Consider the following 17,179-nt stretch of genomic DNA (forward strand, 5'->3'; position numbering starts at 1 on the left):
GGTGAAACAGAGGAATGAAGGAAATCGAAAATCGTGAGCTTTTGCAAGATTATCTCCATGCCCATCAGTTAGCGTCTGTTTTTCATGAGCCTTTTCTGCCGCATTTGTCCTTGTATCAATTTGATCAAGGGGAGCTCATTTGTGCTCAAGGCGAATCAGCCTGTCATCTGTACGTTTTGGTGCAGGGAAAAGTAAAGATTTTTACGACTTCCCCCGAAGGAAAAACCCTGATCCTTTCCTTTAAAAAACCGCTTGAAGTGATCGGAGATATTGAGTATGTAAGAGGAATTCCTTATCTAAATTCGGTGGAAGCGGCCTCGACTGTTCTGATGATCGGAATTCATTATCGCTGGTTGAAAAAATACGGAACAGACTACGCTCCACTCTTGCAATTTTTACTGCAAATCATTACGCATAAATTTTGTGTAAAGTCCAACTCATTAAGTATCAACCTTCTGTACCCAGTAGAAGTACGTTTTGCTCGTTATTTGTTGTCCGTTTCGATAGAAGAGTGGAATCCTGCCAACAAAGAACAGATCAGTACGAGCAATCTCTTGGATGCAGCGAATATGATCGGAACGAGCTACAGACATTTGAATCGGGTCATCCAGCAGTTCTGCAAGGAGGGACTGATTGAGCGTGCCAATGGATTCCTTCTGATCAAGGATCGGGAAGGTTTAGCTAAAATGGCGAGCGAGACTCCGAATGAATAATGAGACAGGAGTGTCAAAATCATGGTAGTCGGGCTATTCTTCGCGTTACTGGCTGGCTTGTTGGTCAGCCTCCAAAATATTTTCAACAGGAAAGTAAGTGAACAGGCAGGAACATGGTCTACGACGACACTTGTGCTTGGGATGGGATTTCTGTCTTCTTTGACGATGGGTCTCATTTTCGAAGGAACGCAGTTGTTTTCACTTCCATCTATGCAGCCGTGGTACTGGTTCAGTGGCATGATCGGCGTTGGGGTGGTCTTTTGTCTGGTGCAAGGGATGAGACTGCTTGGCCCAACGTATGCCATCTCCATCGTTCTCACTGCCCAGCTTGGCTTCGCTTTATGGTCGGATTCAATCGGCTGGTTAGGGCTGGTTCAAGTGCCGATTACTTTTACGCAATTGTTAGGGGTTCTGGTCATTGTTGGCGGTGTGATCGTATTTAAACTAGGCGGCGAATGGCAACAGAATCGCTCAATAAGTAAGATGTAATTTTTTTGTTGACTTAATTTTAAACGTCATGATAAAATAAAAAATTTTAAATTCAATATTTGTGCTATAATGGATATAGATTGCTTTGAAGGAGGTGGACGTATGTTTCAAGTTGGAGACAAGGTTTTTTATCCGATGCACGGGGCAGGCGTAATCGAGGCGATGGAGGAGAAAGAATTTCTGGGTGAAAAACACCTCTATTATGTGCTCAACATGCTGCTGAAAGAGTTAAACATCATGGTCCCGGTTGAAAAGATGTCCGCTCTTGGTATTCGAAAGGTGGTCGAAGCCGACATTCTGGAGAATGTTTTGGCCGCCATGCGAGAGGGGCAACGCGACACCACCTTGAATGCAGCGCAGCGCTACAAGCTTCATACAGAGAAAATGAAGAGTGGCGATATTTACGAGCAATCTGAGGTCATTCGTGATTTGGTTGGCATGAGTAAAGAAAAAGTATTGGGAACGAGTGACAAAGTGATGCTGGATAATGCGCAGCAGCTCCTCATTAGTGAGATTGAACTGGTAAAAGACGTAAATACGGATCAGGCAACAGAGATGCTAAAGCAAGCTGTATGCCCAGAAGAAATGTCTGAGATTGTGCCATAAATTTTGTTCATATGAGGTAAGCAAGGGGAGTGATTGTTACTACAATCGCCCCCTTTTTTGTATGTCCATTACAGCAACAAGCCAGAATCTAGAGAAAATTCTTGGCGACTGGCAAACTGGTGGTATCCAGCCCGTAAAAAGGCTTTAGCCATTGGCGTGTTTTTGACATCGGTATCTGCGCGGATGTATGTTTCTCCTGCTTGTACAAGAACGTCAGTGGTCTGCTTCAGCAATCGATCAATATAGCCGTGTCCTCTCTGCTCGGGGAGAACACCGATGTATCCAATTGTAGCAAAGGTGGGGCTGACCGTAGGCATCAAGAAACCAATGAGCTCATTTTTTTCTGTATAGGCGAGCTGCCACCATTCCGGTTCGTATTTCATTTGTTGCAAATCTTGGAACATTTCCTGTGCTTGGGCTAGAGGGCCTTTTTCCAAGCGCTCCTCTGTAATTTGTTGATCATGGGTGAATTGCGAGACGCGCATGATGGCATCCACAAATGCAGCCTCACCAACCTCAGGAAGACTGCGGTACACGATCAGATCATGCGTTCCTTCTGACGGTATAGCAGTTGCCTCAATCGGTGCATGCCATTCGAAGCGGTTTGTTTCCCGGCTAATTCGAAAACCGAGCGCTTCCAGAACATTTCTTCGCTCTTGGTGATCCGTTTGCCATTGGGGAGAGGAGGAAGGTGAATCCAGAATATAGCCGATTTTCTCCGAAAGATTCCCTGCCATGAGTGTGAAGACTTCGCGTAAGAAATGAGCTCCGAGCGAAGGACATTCTGTTTCTTTCCATGGAAGCTCCCACAATACCAAATCGGTTGCTTGTTTACTGCCAGGCAATGTCCAGAAGGCAAGACGACCAGCGATCTTACCCTGTACCTCCAGAATGAAGCACCAGTCCTGACGCATGGCTCCTTGTGTGAACATTTTGTCGAGGTAAAGAGCGATATCATCCCGAACGGACGCAGGGTGATCCGGGAAGGCAAGAAATGCAGGTAAATCTTCTGGGTGGATACGGCGAACAGTGATCATGCAAGTCATCTCTCCTTTGTAACTACCTAAATTAATTTCGTTAGTTACAAAAGAATTTTACCAAAATGTTCTGTGAATCGTCAATCGTGGTCTATGTAGGAAAAGAGGAAGGGTAGGGAGCAAACTGCCCGCTCCCTCGTTTGCTCCCGTGTTATTCAATCAATACGCCCCGCGACCTGCCTATGATGCGGATGGCGCGATTCCATAGCAAGAGGAGCTTTTTTCTCTGCAGGGGTCGTACATACAGATCAGGGCTTTTCAAATAGGAACGCATGGGGATGACACGAAAGCGTATACGCCCTTGACTTACATACCGTTGCGAAAACGTCGGGATGACTGAAATTTGCTCGAGTGAAATCTGATTCCTCTCATCCTTTTCGACAGTAAATCGCAGGATTGCTCCGCACAGAGATTGATCAAACGAGAGCATTTTCTCTGATGTGAAATTGCCCAAAGAATACGCGACTAGCGTTTGTCTCTTTGTTCCGTGAGCAGTCGTGATACTCGGGGTGACAACAGGCTGTAGAACATGTGGATGAGCCCCGAGGATGACATCAGCACCGTTGTCGAGCAGGCTTTGTACGAGCTGTCGCTGGCGAGTCGTCGGTGTATAGCGGAATTCAATCCCAAAGTGAAGGGAGATGATCACAACATCGACGAGAGGACGGACTTTTCTCAGGTCGGATAATATCGTATCAAGATGGAGAAGTCGGACAATCCATGGCGTATGAGCGGGGATCACCTGCTTGTTTGTCCCGTAGGTGTAAGCAAGCATAGCGATGCGAATGCCGTTTACCTCCTTGATCAGGTAGGTATTTGCCTCCTCAGGGCTTCGATAGGTTCCGGTATGAGCAAGCTTGTATCGATCCAAAACATCAAGGGTTCGGCATAGTCCGGTTACTCCGCCATCCAGACAGTGGTTATTCACTGTAGTCAATACGTCAAAGCCAGATGATTTCAAGTCCCGAGCCAATTCATCTGGACAGTTGAAGCGAGGGTAACCGGTTCGTGCCGAACCGATTTGATAGGGCTGTGTTTTCCCGGAAAAGGTGGTTTCTAAATTGCCAATCGTGAGATCTGCCGCTGAGAGAATCGGTGTCACGGAATGAAACATATCCGTAAAAGAGAATTGATCTGTACCAGGCAGTCTGGCAGTTGCCACCTGCTCTTTCCACATTAGGATGTCGCCTACAGCGGCGATGGTGGCCTTCTTTTTCATGCGCTTCACCTCCCCTCCCACTCTATTCCAGAAGTCGTCCGTCTGATTTGGATAGTAGCGGAACGTTTTCATAGATAATGGTCTATACAGGCTGTCTATGCCGTTCATACAATAGGTAAGCTGATCGAGAGAAGAACGAGGCAAAGGGGTGATACCCGTGAAAAAGAAGAGAAGAGCTGCTGTACCGGTAAAGACACTGATTCTCGACAAGCCGGTTATCGCTGTGACGGGAAGTGCAGGAAAGACCACGACAAAGGAAATGATCTATACCATCCTGAATCTTCGCATGCCCACATATAAATCGATGCACAACAAGAACTTCCTGGGAAATACAAGAGCGCATACCAAAAGAATTCGGGACGAGCACAAGGCCGCAGTGCTTGAGTATGGTATTTATCGAAGTGGTCATTTGCGACAGCATTGCAAAATCATACAGCCGTCGATGGGAGTCATTACGAATATTGGCACGGCTCATATCGGAAATTTTGGCGGTGACGCTAGGCAGCTGGCATTAGCAAAAACGGAGTTAATTCGTCATATGAAACCCACAGGAACCATTTTTCTGAATAGGGACTGTCCCTATTCTCGCCAGTTTATTCAACAGCCTTATCTGGGTTCGTTCACGGGAAAAATCATTACATTTGGCAAGGAGCAGGAGGCGGACTATAAGGCGGGGCGAACGAAAATAGAGGGCAATGGGTTTCGATTCGAATGTTCTTTGCGTGGAGAAAAGGAGTCATTTTTTGTCCCTATTCCCGGCGAGCATAATTTATACAATGCATTGGCTGCTATCGCAGTCGCTCATACGATGGGGATTCCCGTCGATGATATTCGTCGCGGATTAAGTCAGTTTCGCGGACAGCGAAAACGCCTAACCAGCTATCGACTTGTGAATAACATTCAGGTGCTGGATGATACCTACAGCTCGAATCCAGATGCGGCAAAGGCAGCGATTGATGTGTTAAGCCAGGTAGGGCATACCACAAAGATTGCGGTGCTCGCCAGTATGCTGGAAATGGGCAAATACGACGTGAAAGGTCATGAGGATGTCGGGAAATATTTGAGTCAAAAAAATGTAGACTACTTATATACGCTGGGAAGAAGTGCTAGGAATATTGCCAGAGCAGCGATTCTCTCCGGTTTTCCGGCAAATCGGGTCAGGCATTGCTTGAGTAAGGCAGGATTGCATCGTTGTCTAGCAAAACAACTGAAGCCAAATACAGCCTTCCTCGTAAAAGGATCGCATCGGTTGAAAATGGGAGAGACTGTACAATTTCTGTGCAGAGTAACAGCCAATCGGAGCAATCAGCAAGGATGAAAGAGTGAGGACGTCAGCGGGGACTATACAGGCTATTGCGGAAAAAATAGGTGAATGACGGCGGGCAAACGCACATACCATCTGTGCGTTTGATGCATTTCCTATAGGGAGACTAGTAGGAGGTGACACGTCATGTCATATCAATTTCCCCCTGGCGGCCGCGAAGGTTCCTCAGATTTTCCCGGCTCGCCTGGTTCCCCCGGTTCACCAGGAGGTTTTCCCCCTCCGCCATCAGGCCCTCCACCGAGCAGGACGCCAAGTGCACCGGGAGCAAGAGGTTATGGGGGAACACGCCGGATTGATGCTGGCGGATTCTATCCCTGTTTATATCGTTACACATACGTTTGGCTGCGAAATGGTCGCTCTTTCTGGTTTTACCCCGTCCATGTCAGTCGTCACTCTGTAACTGGATACCGCTGGACAGGATATCGATGGGAGTATTACGGGACAGACTTGAATCGAATCGCTTATTTTACCTGCTAACTCCATTTACGAGCAAAAAGGCCAATCCCTGGGAGGATGGCCTTTTTATTTTGAAGTCCTTATTTTATGGTGAGGGAAAAATCCTTGTGATCATGAATATCTCCTTTTTCCACATGGACCTTCACTGTATAATCTCCGGCTGTCGGGAACTGTACGTTGCCTTCATACTGGCCAGCCGCAGTTTCCGTTGCATCGACGAAGCTGTGCTTCTCGTCATTTCCCAGCCAGAACTCGAATTTGACTGTCGCTTTGTCCAAAGCTTTGTTGTCCTTCATCAGATGAACAGTGAGAGCAGCAGGTGATGCTACTTGAATATTGTCGGCTGGGGAGAAATGATAATCAACTGTTTCACCATTCGCGTGACCTGCAGCCCCATGATCGTGTGCCTGACCTGCGTCAGCTTGCGGCGCAGATGGCGTCACCCCAGGCGTCTCACCAGCCTTGCTGTTTACGGTAAATGGGGTCTTCTGCATATTGTGGAAATCACGTGCCGTTACATGGTAGTAGACAAAATAAGAACCTGGCTCGCTAATGGTTTGTTGGGCCGTGTAAACACCGTCTCCTTGCAGCGAAGCCGGGATCGTTTCATGCTTTTCTTGCCCATCTTTCCACCATTCGAACTTCACTTCCTTGGCATCATCCACGGGTTGGCCATCTTGTGTAACTGTAACGGAGAAGGTAACGGTGTCGCCCGCTACTAGCTCCTTTGGTTCCAATGTAAAGGCAGCCTCGACGGGAGATCCGGGTAGCAAGGCTTGTTGCTCGTTCTCTTTTCCACAAGCGGCTAAAAGGAGCATGAGCATGGATAAGAGCAGAATCGTTGTACGTTTCATGTTGGTTTACCCTTCCTTCTTCAATTTCAACAGTTCCTGATAAATTTGTTCGGGATCGAAATCGTCACCCATGCCGAATTTTTGAATAACGGCATTGTTATCATCCACGAGATACGTACTCGATGTATGAGAGATGAATCCATCATCCATCTTATTGGCAAAAAAGCCAAGCGAATTTGTAACCGTTTTGATCGTTTCGTCATCACCCCGAAGCAGGGTCCAGCCTTGGTCTTGAATCCCCAACTGCTTGGCATAGTAGCGCATGACCTCAGGGGTGTCGTTTTGCGGATCAATCGTGATGGTCAAAAATTCAACGTCTTGCCCCATCAAGTTTGCTTCGAGCAAGCGCTTTTGCAGCTGAACCATTTTTACCGTTGTCGTGGGACAAATATCCGGGCAACGGGTATAAATCAACTCCACCAAGCGAAACGTTTTCTTTTGCGGTGCTAGCGAATAGGATTGTCCATCGATGGTTTGCAGAGTCACATCAGGTAATTTCGCCTGGGCGTTTTTGGGCCCAAACCAAACCCAAGAAGCGACAAGAGCAACAAGGACAAGGACGGGTAACAACAAGAGCAACCGTCGGATTCGGATAGCGGTAGCAGGGGCGATATTCACGTGTGGGTGGCGCCTCCTTTCTGATTCTTTTTGGCTATGGCGTCATGAGGCCGTCCTCTTCCTGATTCTTTTCTTTTCGATACCAGGTAGAGAAGATGTAAGCCAGGACGACTCCGTACGTCAGCTCCTGCATGAGCTTCATCACAATTCCGCCCAGCCGTTGATCCTCCAGAGGGAGCAGTGGAACGGCAAACATCGATTTGTCGATCGGCGTGGAAAAGAATGGCGCGCAGAGCATGGAAGGACCGTCTACATATGTCGCATACAACGGTGTGGCTGAAAAAATAATCAGTGCACATGCAGGCGTAATCAAAACACCGTTAGCAAAGATGTAGGCAAGCTTTTGCAGTTCCGACAGGCGGTGAATTTCCGGTATCGGTGCGACAACAGGCATCCACATCAATATCGCAGTCACCAGCAGCAGTAAATGAATCAAATTATGTAGGGCTAGGTTGTTCATTGCCAAGTCTAAAATAACAGGCATATGGTAAAACGAGAACAGGGCATTGAACATGAGAATAGCAGGTATCGGGTGACTCGCTATTCGCATGAAAAGCTTGAGCCCTCGACGATAGAAAAGGCCGCGGATCAACCATGACGGGGTCCCTGCCAAGAGCAGCAAGGGCATTACGAGATAGAGTAACGATTGCTGCAGCATGTGGGCGCTAAACAAAAAATGCCCAGCTACGTTTAAAGGACTCCCCATACTAAAGTAAAAACCAAGTAAGCCGAGAGTGAAAAAAGTCTGTTGCTTTCGTGTAACAGGTGTGGAATCTTGAAAAGTTTGGCGTAATGGTCCGATCAGCGCGAAATAAGCCAGACCGATCAAAAAGGTCAAAAGAATCAGCTCTGGATTCCATGTCGCCCGAAAGCCAAAGGTTTCAGTGAAATAAGTGAGGGTCATGCGATTACCTCCGTTTTCAAGGATTATCCCCAGTACTCATTATAGGCAAATAACTGGAAAAGCCTAATGACTCGTTCGGGCTATTTCTTCCAAGGGAACAGAAATCTTCACATATTTGTCACGTATGTCCAATATGAAAAGAGCCTCCCGCAAAGAATCGAGGGAGGCTACCAAATGTTATGATTTTTTCTGTTCTTCCAACCATGTTTTCCATTCGCTTGCTTCGCGACCACCGACGAGTCGAGCTACTTCCTTGCCGCCCTTGTAATGAACGAGGGTCGGGGTGAATTCGATGTTGTATTCACCATAGCTGGCGTTAAACTCTAGCAAATTGAGCTTTTTCATATCGATGTCCAAGCTTTTCACGATCGGTACAAGGACGGGGGTAGTTGCTTTACAATGCTCACAAACCGGGCTGTAAAAGTAAACAAACGCGTCCTCCTGATTATTGAGCTTACCTTTGAGCTCATTAGGCATAATGAGATTATCGTACAGTGGGTCACTCAATTGTTCGAGAGTAGCGGGGTGCAAATTGGCTTTACCGTAAGGGTTTCCTTCCGCAAGCTGACGGTTCGAAATGTCAGCATACACGATCGCACCGATCAGGAGCGCAGCCACAAGGATGGATAGAAAGATGACTTTCTTCATGAATCATTTCTCCTTTGCATTTTTCATAACGATGATAAGCAGGATGCTGATCAAGGTGAAGGCAATGAGAGCAAGGAACGGAATAGTGATAAAGCCTAGCCAGTTAATATAGTCCGTGTTGCATGGCACAATGCCGCAAGCGCTACCCAGATCTTGCAGAGCAGGTATTTTTTGAATCGAGTAATGATACAGCGATGTGAGTCCTCCTATGATGGAGAGAATCAAGGCGTACGAAGCGATCTTGTCATCTTTCTTCGCGGAGGCCACCCCGAGTAAGATGACGAGCGGGTACATCAAGATTCGCTGGTACCAGCACAGGTCACATGGTATGTACTTTAATACCTCTGAAAAAAACAAACTACCTCCTGTTGCGATCAGGGACACACCCCAAGCGGCAAACATGGCTTGTTCCACGATTTGCTGACGTTTCATATAAACACCTCGTCCATATCTTAACATATTACAAATCGAAAGTAGATTATAAAAAGTAATAATTTGTTGAACGAATGGGCTTGTCTCTCGAATCATACTGGATGCACTACCCGATGCGCTTGCAGCAGGTAGGAGCACCAGTGCGAAAGCTCCCAGTTTTCCCTAGCACGATCAGTAGACCCGTACTTGTGGAGAGGATTGCCTATCCCGAATCGGTACGAAAATGGATTGAAGAGAAGGCCATTCGATGAGCATGACGCCTCGCCAATATCCTGCGCCACCATCAATGCCGACCATATTGTCTCTGCGCCAAGGACCGCTGCCTGAGTATTGAGGTAATCCTGGAACAGGGGTATGGCCAAAGATGATAGGGAGTTCTCCATCATAATAAAGGTAAAAAGGCTCGCGAATCCATAGTAAATCTTGTGGGTTTTGTTCCTGCAAGGGGATGCCGGGTCGAATGCCTGCGTGTACCAAAAGTGCGGCTGGAGTTCCGGTTCGCGGATCGGCTGGCAGTTCTATATACAAAGGAAGAGACGACAAGGCTGGCAAAATTGTTGGATAGTGAGAAAGAATAAATTGCCGCGCTTCTTCTTGTTCCTGCAAAGAAGGCATCCGGTTAAGAAAAGCTCGCCGCAGCGGGTGATTCCCTAAGAAAGAACGCATGGTGGCATCGCCGCCATTGTAGCGCAGGTATAGCTCCGGATTGCCGTTTCCGGACAGCCAATCCTCGAGCATTTGCTCGTGGTTCCCTTTTATGAGATAGATTTGATTCGGATACACCTGCCGAAGAGCGAGTAGATCGAGCAATACTTCCTTTGATTCAGGTCCTCGATCGACCATGTCCCCCAATACGTACAGACGATCACCAGCTTGGGGAGAGAAGGAAACGTCCCGCAGCGCCTTTTGAAAAGCTTGATTCTGACCATGTATGTCCGAGACCAAATAAGTAGCCAAACAAGATCACCCTCCTCGAGTACCCGTTATGCCTTTTAGTAGGATATGTTTGTGTAAAGGGGAGGGTGAAAGGTGTGTCTCTTTCTCGATGGAATAGATGGGTGCACATATTTTGTGAAAGAGAATAAAGATACAAAAATGAGTCAAATACCCATACGGTGGGAGGATCAAACGACAGATGGCTACTTCCTATCGCGACTATACATCGCCAAATACTCAGTTCACGTACGATATGAGAAATAATCTGTTTTTTAAAAAGGACGATCGGAATTTCATCGATTCCCTGGGAATCGCACAGTTAAATACATTAGGTAACAGTTCGTTGCTGGATATTTTCCTGACAACCGGAAATGTTGTCGAGCCACACATCCATCAAAATGCATCGGAGCTGGTGTACTGCATCGCTGGTGAGGCCATTGTGTCCCTAATCAATCCTTTTACCAATCAATTGCTCAATTACAATATTAAACCGAGACAAGTTGCCAATATCCCGCAGGGCTGGTGGCACTATGAAATGGCCTTGACTGACGATACGCACTTACTGGCTATTTTTGATGCGCCAACTCCTGAGGTGATCTTTGGCTCCGATATTTTGCGGTTGACTCCAGCAAGTGTGTGGGCACATACGTATTGTTTAGATGAAGCAAAGGTAAAAGAAACATTTGCGCCTCTTACCAAAACAGTCGTGATTGGCCCGCCAGTAGGATGTCAGCAGCAGGGGCAGTTGCCAGATAGAGCTGCCTCAAGCCAGTACCCGTACTATGGCTACTCGAGCCAGTTGCCAGACAGTTACGGTTATTACGATGCCAACTATGTGCAGCAGGGTGGGTATGGACAGCACCCAGTCTATCAACAATCGACCGGGTATCCACAATATGGCACGAATCCCTACCATACCGGATATACGCCACAACCCGTTTATCCATCCTATTGAATGGTAAGACAGATAGTGCCTTGATGGGCAGGTCTCCCAAATTCGGCATTCTTCTATTACAATCAGGAGAAGAACATTTTCAAAGATGAAGGGGAGAACCATGATGGATCATCTGGCACACTGGTTGCGGACATCTTCCTTTACCGTTGTATTCACCGGAGCAGGCATGTCGACAGAGAGTGGCTTGCCTGATTTTCGTTCACAGTCTGGGCTGTGGCGCGGCAAAGATCCGATGCAACTCGCGAGTACACGCGCAATGATGGAGAATCGGGAAGCGTTTGTGGAATTTTATCAGATGCGCATTCAAGGTCTACTGTCTTGCAAGCCACACACCGGACACGAGTGCTTAGCTGAATGGGAGCGGCGTGGATTGGTTCATGGAGTCATTACACAAAATGTGGATGGCTTTCATCAAGAGGCGGGAAGCTTGGCTGTAGCCGAACTCCATGGCTCCCTTGCGAAAATCCGCTGTCTTGCCTGCGGGACCGAGTATGCCAATACACGTTATCTGGAGGATCAAGGGACGATTTGCGCATGCGGAGGATTTTTGCGTCCGGGTGTTGTCCTGTTTGGCGAATCTTTGCCGCAATCACAAGTCGATCAGGCCATCTCGTGGACGGAACAAGCCGATTTGTTCATCGTATTAGGTTCTTCGCTTACGGTGAGTCCTGCCAATTGGTTTCCGCAGCATGCAAAAGAAAGAGGAGCCAAACTGGTCATTGTCAATCAGGAACCAACCCCATTGGATGCGTGGGCAGATGAGGTTATCCAAAATGAACGGATTGGCAGCGTGCTGCAAAGAGTAGGACAGTCGTTAGGAGAGTAAAAGCAGGCGTGCTCGATGAAAAGAGTACGCTTCTTCTGTTTGGGCCCGTTGACATGCCTGATTGCTGGTGACGCTTCCTATTTTATTTTTATATTTGTGTCATTATTACTTCATATTCAATATTTTACCATTAATGAGATGGTATTCCAATATTTGTACAATCCATTTGAATCACCCTAGAGCTTGCGCGAAAAACATGATACCATCGAGTGTAAGATTCATATGGCTTCTCGATACGCAAATAGAAAAGTACAGGTGACGTTCATGCAAATATTATCAGTAGAAAACCTCTCCAAAGGCTATGGAGAAAAAGTATTGTTTGATAACATTTCCTTTCATATTGCCGAGCAAGAGCGCATTGGTCTGATCGGTGTAAATGGTACGGGAAAATCCTCGCTCTTGAAAATCGTGGCGGGCTTGGATACAGCGGATAGCGGGAAGATTATTCATGCGAATCATTTCCATGTGGAGTATTTGCCGCAAAATCCCGATTTCGACGAAAACTCCTCCGTACTGGAACAAGTATTTTACGGCGATTCTCTACTCATTCAGCTTTTGCGTGATTATGAAACAGCGCTTGAGGCTGTTCAAGAATCGCCTGACGACGAAAAAAAGCAGGCGCGATTGTTTGCTGTTCAAAACAGGATGGATGCGGCTGATGCGTGGGAGAGCAATACACAAGCCAAAATGATCCTGACCAAGCTTGGCCTGCACAATTTCTCGCAAAAGGTAGGAGAGCTCTCTGGTGGACAAAAAAAGCGGGTAGCAATGGCACGAGCTTTGATCCAACCAGCAGACCTGCTCATTTTGGATGAGCCTACGAACCATATTGACAATGAGACAGTCGAGTGGCTGGAAGAGTATTTGTCACGCTACAAGGGTGCTTTGTTGCTCGTCACCCATGATCGCTACTTCTTGGATCGCGTGACGAACCGCACGTTTGAACTGGATCGCGGCAAGCTGTACAGCTATGAAGGCAACTACGCGATGTTCTTGGAGAAAAAGGCAGAGCGTGAAGAAAATGAAGCGGCCGTAGAAAGCAAGCGGCAAAATCTGCTTCGCCGCGAGCTGGCATGGCTGCGTCGTGGAGCAAAAGCGCGAACGACCAAACAAAAGGCGCGTGTGCAACGGGCTGAGGAGTTACGAGATAAAGCCGTAGATGGACCTGCCGCCAAGATGGAAATGGCACTCGGGGCCAGTCGTCTCGGCAAAAAGGTGATCGAGCTCACAAATATCAATAAAGCATACGGTGAGCGAAAACTGATCAACGATTTCAGCTATATTGTCCTGCCGGGTGATCGTGTGGGAATTATCGGGCCAAACGGAAGTGGAAAAACGACACTTTTGAACATGCTCGCAGGAAGAATTCAACCGGATAGTGGTTCATTGGAAATCGGGACGACCGTTAAAATCGCCTACTACACGCAGGATAGCGTCGAGATGGACGAAAAGCTGCGCGTCATCGAATATGTAAAGGAAGCAGCAGAGGTCATTCAGACGAGCAATGGTGAGTCGATCACGGCTTCGCAAATGCTGGAGCGATTCCTGTTTTCGCCGCATATGCAATGGACACCGATTTCCCGCCTGTCTGGTGGAGAACGTCGTCGTCTCTACCTGCTCCGTACACTGATGGGAGAGCCGAATGTGCTGTTTTTAGATGAGCCTACGAATGATTTAGATATTCAAACGCTCAGTATTTTGGAGGACTATCTCGAGCAATTCCCAGGCGCAGTCATTACGGTATCGCATGACCGCTATTTCCTCGATCGTACAGTTGACCATTTGTTTGCCTTTGAAGGGCAAGGAAACATTCGTCAGTACTACGGCAACTATTCCGAGTACCTGGAAGACAGACGTCAGGAAAAAGCAACACAGGTGCAAGAAGCGGATCAGCAGGCAGAAAAGGCGCAAAGCAACAGCGGGGCTAATCGCGGCAACAACCGCACGCGCAAGCTGTCCTACAAGGACCAGAAGGAATGGGATGCGATTGAAGGAAAGATCGCGGCTTTGGAAGAGCGCAGCGTCAAGCTAAAACAAGAGATTGCAGCGTCTGGCAGCGATTACGGCAAAATCGAAAAGCTCTATGCTGAAGAACAGCAAGTGGCGGCAGAGCTGGAAGCAACCATTGAGCGTTGGGCGGAATTATCTGCATTGGTAGAGGAATTGGAGCAAGGGAAATAATTAGTGGCGTAGCCAGTAATTGAGGGCTGGGAATGGGACGCTTCCACCTGTAGACTAGAGTAGATTACTAGAGTAGAGGAGTCGCTGTCGTTGCCTGCCTATAAGTTAGACCCGGAATGGGTGATGTCTTACCTAGAGCTACAAGAACAACAGCTCTCTTCCGAAGTGCATCCAGAGGATAAAGAAGTGATCATGAACAAGATCAGGGAAATGACGTTATCGATCATGTACAAGCAAGCAAGAAGATATCTTGTATTCTTGGAAGCGGATGAAACGGAAGCAGAAAGAACGAAAAAGACTCATCTTATGTAAAGAAGACCCGCCCTTGGTTTAAGAGAGGCGGGTCTTTGCATGTTTATTTATTGCTGTCTGATTCGAACGGGCGTACCAATGGGCACGATTTTTGCCAGAGCATTCACGTCCTCATTGTACATGCGAATACAGCCGTGAGATACATACTTGCCGATTGAGGAAGGATCGTTCGTGCCGTGAATGCCGTAGTGTGGCTTACTTAGTCCCATCCAGATGGTTCCGAATACACTCAGAGGACCTCCCGGATAGGAATTCGGATAGGGGACTTTGCTGATGATGGTAAAATCCCCTCGTGGCGTCGATGTGGCAATTTTGCCCAAGGCAACAGGATAAGAACGGATGAGTCGGTTCCCATCGAACAGATCGAGACGTAGCTTTGCAATCGAGATACGGATGTTGTAGGACGTCAGCTTCTTCACCTCCCCCACAAACGATACGAAATGCCGCTCTTACTATGTTATGAAAACCGACGATACCGGTCCCTTTCCTCTCATGATTAATGTAGTTTGAAATCTAACGAAAACGTATCCGGATAGCGAAGGCCGTCACGATAGAACAAGGTTCGCACCCAGACGTACATCCGTAAAGGAATGGAAGGAAAGACGATGGCCAGCTTACCTTCTTCCAAGACAGGCAAATCGAGCGGGGATTGAATTTCATAAGGGACTCCTTCTTGATCAAGCAACGTTTTGTAATGTTGGGCCTCGCTCCAGCTAACAGGATAATAAAATGATTTTTCCATCCAATTCCAACACCTTTCCAGGTTTCACTGCTTTCCATTGTATGTAAAACATTTGAGATAAAAAAAGAAACAAACGCCACAGACATTGAAAAATAGGCAGTCCAATTGTGGTTTCAAAAGTGTCGTCTGGGCAAAAAACGTCATGATTTTCCCAGGAAATGCGTGTAAAGTGGAAGTAGCACAAACTGGAGGGACATGGGAATGAAGCAGACGCACTTGCACTTTAACATGCAAATAGGCAGAAAAAAGCCAGTGAGTGTAAACAACACAGAAACGGCCTGTCCTTTTTGTGATCGAAACAGTCTCACAGACGTTTTGGAGCAGCGGGGCTCCATGATTTGGCTCATGAACAAATTCCCTGTTTTGGAGGAGACACATCAGACTGTTTTGATTGAGACGGATGAATGCCAAGGGGATTGGTCTGTCTATTCCAAAGAGCATGTACGAGCATTGCTGGCATTCGGGGTAGAGAAGTGGCTGGAAATGGAGCAAAGTAACTCTTATCGTTCTGTTCTGTTTTTCAAAAACCACGGCTCGTATTCCGGGGGGAGCATCCGTCATCCGCACATGCAGATCGTCGGATTAAATGACTATAACTATCTGGATCAGGTAAAAGACAGTGATTTTAATGGCATGACTATCGATCAAGAGGCAGGGATTGAATGCAATCTGTCTACGCATCCCCGTGCAGGTTTTTTTGAATACAACGTCATTCTATCGGACTTTGATCGATTGCCGAAAATGGCAGACTACTTACAAATTTTAGCACATTGGATACTGACTCATGTCAATCCGCGCAACCAAAGCTATAATTTTTTCTTCTACCATTGGGGAGAAAAGCTGATCGCCAAAGTGGTTCCCCGGTTTGTTACCTCGCCTCTTTACGTAGGCTATTCTATTCCGCAGGTCGCCAATAATTTGGAAGATATGGTCGCTGAAATGCAACGCCGATACTTCTAATCATAGAAAGGGTGCTTACGCTATGACGTATACGATCACGGCAAGAAAAACACTCACCTCAGAGGAACTGGCACAAATTAAAGAATTGGTTGGGATTTGCAATGAGCAGGATGGGATTGATCTCAAAGTAAACCCGAGTATGCTGGAAAAGCGTTCGGGAGAGCATGAAGAAGATTTTGTATGTTATGCAGATGGAAAGCTGGTTGGCTTTCTGGGGCTCTACGTGTTTCATGGCGGTGAGGCAGAAGTGAGCGGCATGGTCCACCCAGCCTACAGAAGAAAAGGCATATTCACAGCGTTGCAAGCACAAGCCGCAGATGCATGCAGACGAAGAGGCATTCCGGCGCAGTTGTTTATCGTTCAGCGAGAATCAGAAAATGGTAAGTCATATATGGAGCGAATCGGTGGGGAATATCAATTCTCGGAATATTGGATGGATTTGGGAGAGAAGCAAAGAGCAACGGTTTCTGGAAAGGTGCTGCTTCGACCGGAGATCGCCAGTGACTACGAAACGTTGATTTGGCTGAACGTCCATGGTTTTCAAATGGAGGAAGAACGCGCGAGGGAAATGGCCGAAAACATGGCGGGTGATCCCAAGGCCACCACACATTTGATGATTGTCGATGATAAGGCCATTGGCAAAATAAGCGTGAACAAGGATGAGGGCAAGGCGTTTATTTATGGATTTTGTGTCCACCCGGATTACCAAGGGAAAGGATATGGACGCCAGGCATTGGCACAAACGATCGAGATGCTGGGGAAAGAGGGATACCAGAACGTATCACTGGAGGTAGCCTGTGAAAACAGCAATGCTTTGGGACTGTATGAATCATGCGGCTTTTTCGTAAAGTCGGCCAATGATTACTACAAGCTGGCGTTGTAGTGGGCAAACTGCTTTTCCCTATCTCTCGGGTTGGAAAACGTATCAGGATACATGCTACGATAGAAGAGAAAGCAAGTGTGTTGT

21 protein-coding genes are annotated in these 17,179 nt (G+C 47.2%); 11 read left to right on the forward strand and 10 right to left on the reverse strand.

What is annotated here, in order from left to right; all coding sequences use genetic code 11:
- Window positions 1–14 precede the first annotated feature (14 nt).
- From HP398_RS10000 to HP398_RS10010, 3 genes are all read left to right on the forward strand, one after another.
- Window positions 15–713: a Crp/Fnr family transcriptional regulator gene (locus tag HP398_RS10000; protein ID WP_017247637.1), complete on the forward strand. Its 699-nt coding sequence runs from the start codon at window positions 15–17 to the stop codon at window positions 711–713.
- A gap of 21 nt (window positions 714–734) precedes the next feature.
- A complete protein-coding gene (locus tag HP398_RS10005; RefSeq protein ID WP_017247638.1) occupies window positions 735–1,202 on the forward strand; it encodes a DMT family transporter in 468 nt (155 codons plus the stop codon).
- A gap of 102 nt (window positions 1,203–1,304) precedes the next feature.
- Window positions 1,305–1,808: a CarD family transcriptional regulator gene (locus tag HP398_RS10010; RefSeq protein ID WP_017247639.1), complete on the forward strand. Its 504-nt coding sequence runs from the start codon at window positions 1,305–1,307 to the stop codon at window positions 1,806–1,808.
- A 68-nt stretch (window positions 1,809–1,876) separates the two neighbouring features.
- Here the strand turns inward: HP398_RS10010 and HP398_RS10015 are convergent, their stop codons facing one another.
- Together HP398_RS10015 and HP398_RS10020 are read right to left on the reverse strand one after the other, a co-directional pair.
- Window positions 1,877–2,845, reverse strand: a complete 969-nt coding sequence (locus HP398_RS10015; protein ID WP_017247640.1) for a GNAT family N-acetyltransferase — start codon at window positions 2,843–2,845, stop codon at window positions 1,877–1,879.
- Window positions 2,846–2,996: 151 nt separating this feature from the next.
- Window positions 2,997–4,064 carry a CapA family protein gene (locus HP398_RS10020; protein ID WP_026042978.1) on the reverse strand — a complete coding sequence of 356 codons (1,068 nt, stop codon included), beginning with the start codon at window positions 4,062–4,064 and terminating at the stop codon, window positions 2,997–2,999.
- Window positions 4,065–4,215: 151 nt separating this feature from the next.
- Between HP398_RS10020 and HP398_RS10025 the strand changes: the two genes are divergently transcribed.
- Both HP398_RS10025 and HP398_RS10030 read left to right on the forward strand, forming a co-directional pair.
- A complete protein-coding gene (locus HP398_RS10025) occupies window positions 4,216–5,382 on the forward strand; it encodes a UDP-N-acetylmuramoyl-tripeptide--D-alanyl-D-alanine ligase (protein WP_173622546.1) in 1,167 nt (388 codons plus the stop codon).
- A 132-nt stretch (window positions 5,383–5,514) separates the two neighbouring features.
- Window positions 5,515–5,865 (forward strand): transporter, encoded by a 351-nt coding sequence (locus tag HP398_RS10030; protein WP_082192161.1) that lies wholly within the window; start codon window positions 5,515–5,517, stop codon window positions 5,863–5,865.
- A gap of 59 nt (window positions 5,866–5,924) precedes the next feature.
- Here HP398_RS10030 and HP398_RS10035 read toward each other — a convergent pair whose 3' ends face one another.
- From HP398_RS10035 to HP398_RS10060, 6 genes are all read right to left on the reverse strand, one after another.
- Window positions 5,925–6,698 carry a FixH family protein gene (locus tag HP398_RS10035; protein WP_173622487.1) on the reverse strand — a complete coding sequence of 258 codons (774 nt, stop codon included), beginning with the start codon at window positions 6,696–6,698 and terminating at the stop codon, window positions 5,925–5,927.
- A 6-nt stretch (window positions 6,699–6,704) separates the two neighbouring features.
- Window positions 6,705–7,316 (reverse strand): SCO family protein, encoded by a 612-nt coding sequence (locus HP398_RS10040; RefSeq protein WP_173622488.1) that lies wholly within the window; start codon window positions 7,314–7,316, stop codon window positions 6,705–6,707.
- A 34-nt stretch (window positions 7,317–7,350) separates the two neighbouring features.
- Entirely contained in the window at window positions 7,351–8,220 is an 870-nt protein-coding gene (ctaG, locus tag HP398_RS10045) for a cytochrome c oxidase assembly factor CtaG (RefSeq protein ID WP_017247646.1), read from the reverse strand.
- Window positions 8,221–8,397: 177 nt separating this feature from the next.
- Window positions 8,398–8,868 carry a thioredoxin family protein gene (locus HP398_RS10050; RefSeq protein WP_017247647.1) on the reverse strand — a complete coding sequence of 157 codons (471 nt, stop codon included), beginning with the start codon at window positions 8,866–8,868 and terminating at the stop codon, window positions 8,398–8,400.
- Window positions 8,869–8,871: 3 nt separating this feature from the next.
- Window positions 8,872–9,300, reverse strand: coding sequence for a disulfide oxidoreductase (locus tag HP398_RS10055; RefSeq protein WP_017247648.1), 429 nt, complete (start codon window positions 9,298–9,300; stop codon window positions 8,872–8,874).
- Window positions 9,301–9,471: 171 nt separating this feature from the next.
- Window positions 9,472–10,257, reverse strand: coding sequence for a metallophosphoesterase family protein (locus tag HP398_RS10060; protein WP_173622489.1), 786 nt, complete (start codon window positions 10,255–10,257; stop codon window positions 9,472–9,474).
- A gap of 178 nt (window positions 10,258–10,435) precedes the next feature.
- Between HP398_RS10060 and HP398_RS10065 the strand changes: the two genes are divergently transcribed.
- The 4 genes from HP398_RS10065 to HP398_RS10080 all read left to right on the forward strand — a co-directional run bounded on the left by HP398_RS10065 (window position 10,436) and on the right by HP398_RS10080 (window position 14,510).
- Entirely contained in the window at window positions 10,436–11,191 is a 756-nt protein-coding gene (locus HP398_RS10065) for a cupin domain-containing protein (protein ID WP_173622490.1), read from the forward strand.
- Between the two features lie 103 nt (window positions 11,192–11,294).
- Entirely contained in the window at window positions 11,295–12,017 is a 723-nt protein-coding gene (locus tag HP398_RS10070) for an NAD-dependent deacylase (RefSeq protein WP_017247651.1), read from the forward strand.
- A 264-nt stretch (window positions 12,018–12,281) separates the two neighbouring features.
- On the forward strand, window positions 12,282–14,198 hold the full coding sequence (locus HP398_RS10075) for an ABC transporter ATP-binding protein (protein ID WP_173622492.1): 1,917 nt from the start codon (window positions 12,282–12,284) through the stop codon (window positions 14,196–14,198).
- A 90-nt stretch (window positions 14,199–14,288) separates the two neighbouring features.
- A complete protein-coding gene (locus HP398_RS10080; protein ID WP_017247653.1) occupies window positions 14,289–14,510 on the forward strand; it encodes a hypothetical protein in 222 nt (73 codons plus the stop codon).
- 47 nt (window positions 14,511–14,557) lie between these two features.
- On the opposite strand, the gene HP398_RS10085 is transcribed toward HP398_RS10080, so the two are convergent.
- A complete protein-coding gene (locus HP398_RS10085) occupies window positions 14,558–14,929 on the reverse strand; it encodes a L,D-transpeptidase (protein WP_017247654.1) in 372 nt (123 codons plus the stop codon).
- 77 nt (window positions 14,930–15,006) lie between these two features.
- Window positions 15,007–15,252, reverse strand: a complete 246-nt coding sequence (locus HP398_RS10090) for a hypothetical protein (protein WP_007727802.1) — start codon at window positions 15,250–15,252, stop codon at window positions 15,007–15,009.
- Window positions 15,253–15,453: 201 nt separating this feature from the next.
- Here HP398_RS10090 and HP398_RS10095 point away from each other — a divergent pair, with 201 nt between their 5' ends.
- Entirely contained in the window at window positions 15,454–16,212 is a 759-nt protein-coding gene (locus tag HP398_RS10095; protein WP_017247655.1) for a DUF4931 domain-containing protein, read from the forward strand.
- Window positions 16,213–16,234: 22 nt separating this feature from the next.
- A complete protein-coding gene (locus HP398_RS10100) occupies window positions 16,235–17,095 on the forward strand; it encodes a GNAT family N-acetyltransferase (protein WP_017247656.1) in 861 nt (286 codons plus the stop codon).
- Window positions 17,096–17,179 lie beyond the last annotated feature (84 nt).

Origin of the sequence: Brevibacillus sp. HB1.4B (assembly GCF_013284285.1) — a bacterium.
Lineage (GTDB): Bacteria > Bacillota > Bacilli > Brevibacillales > Brevibacillaceae > Brevibacillus > Brevibacillus porteri.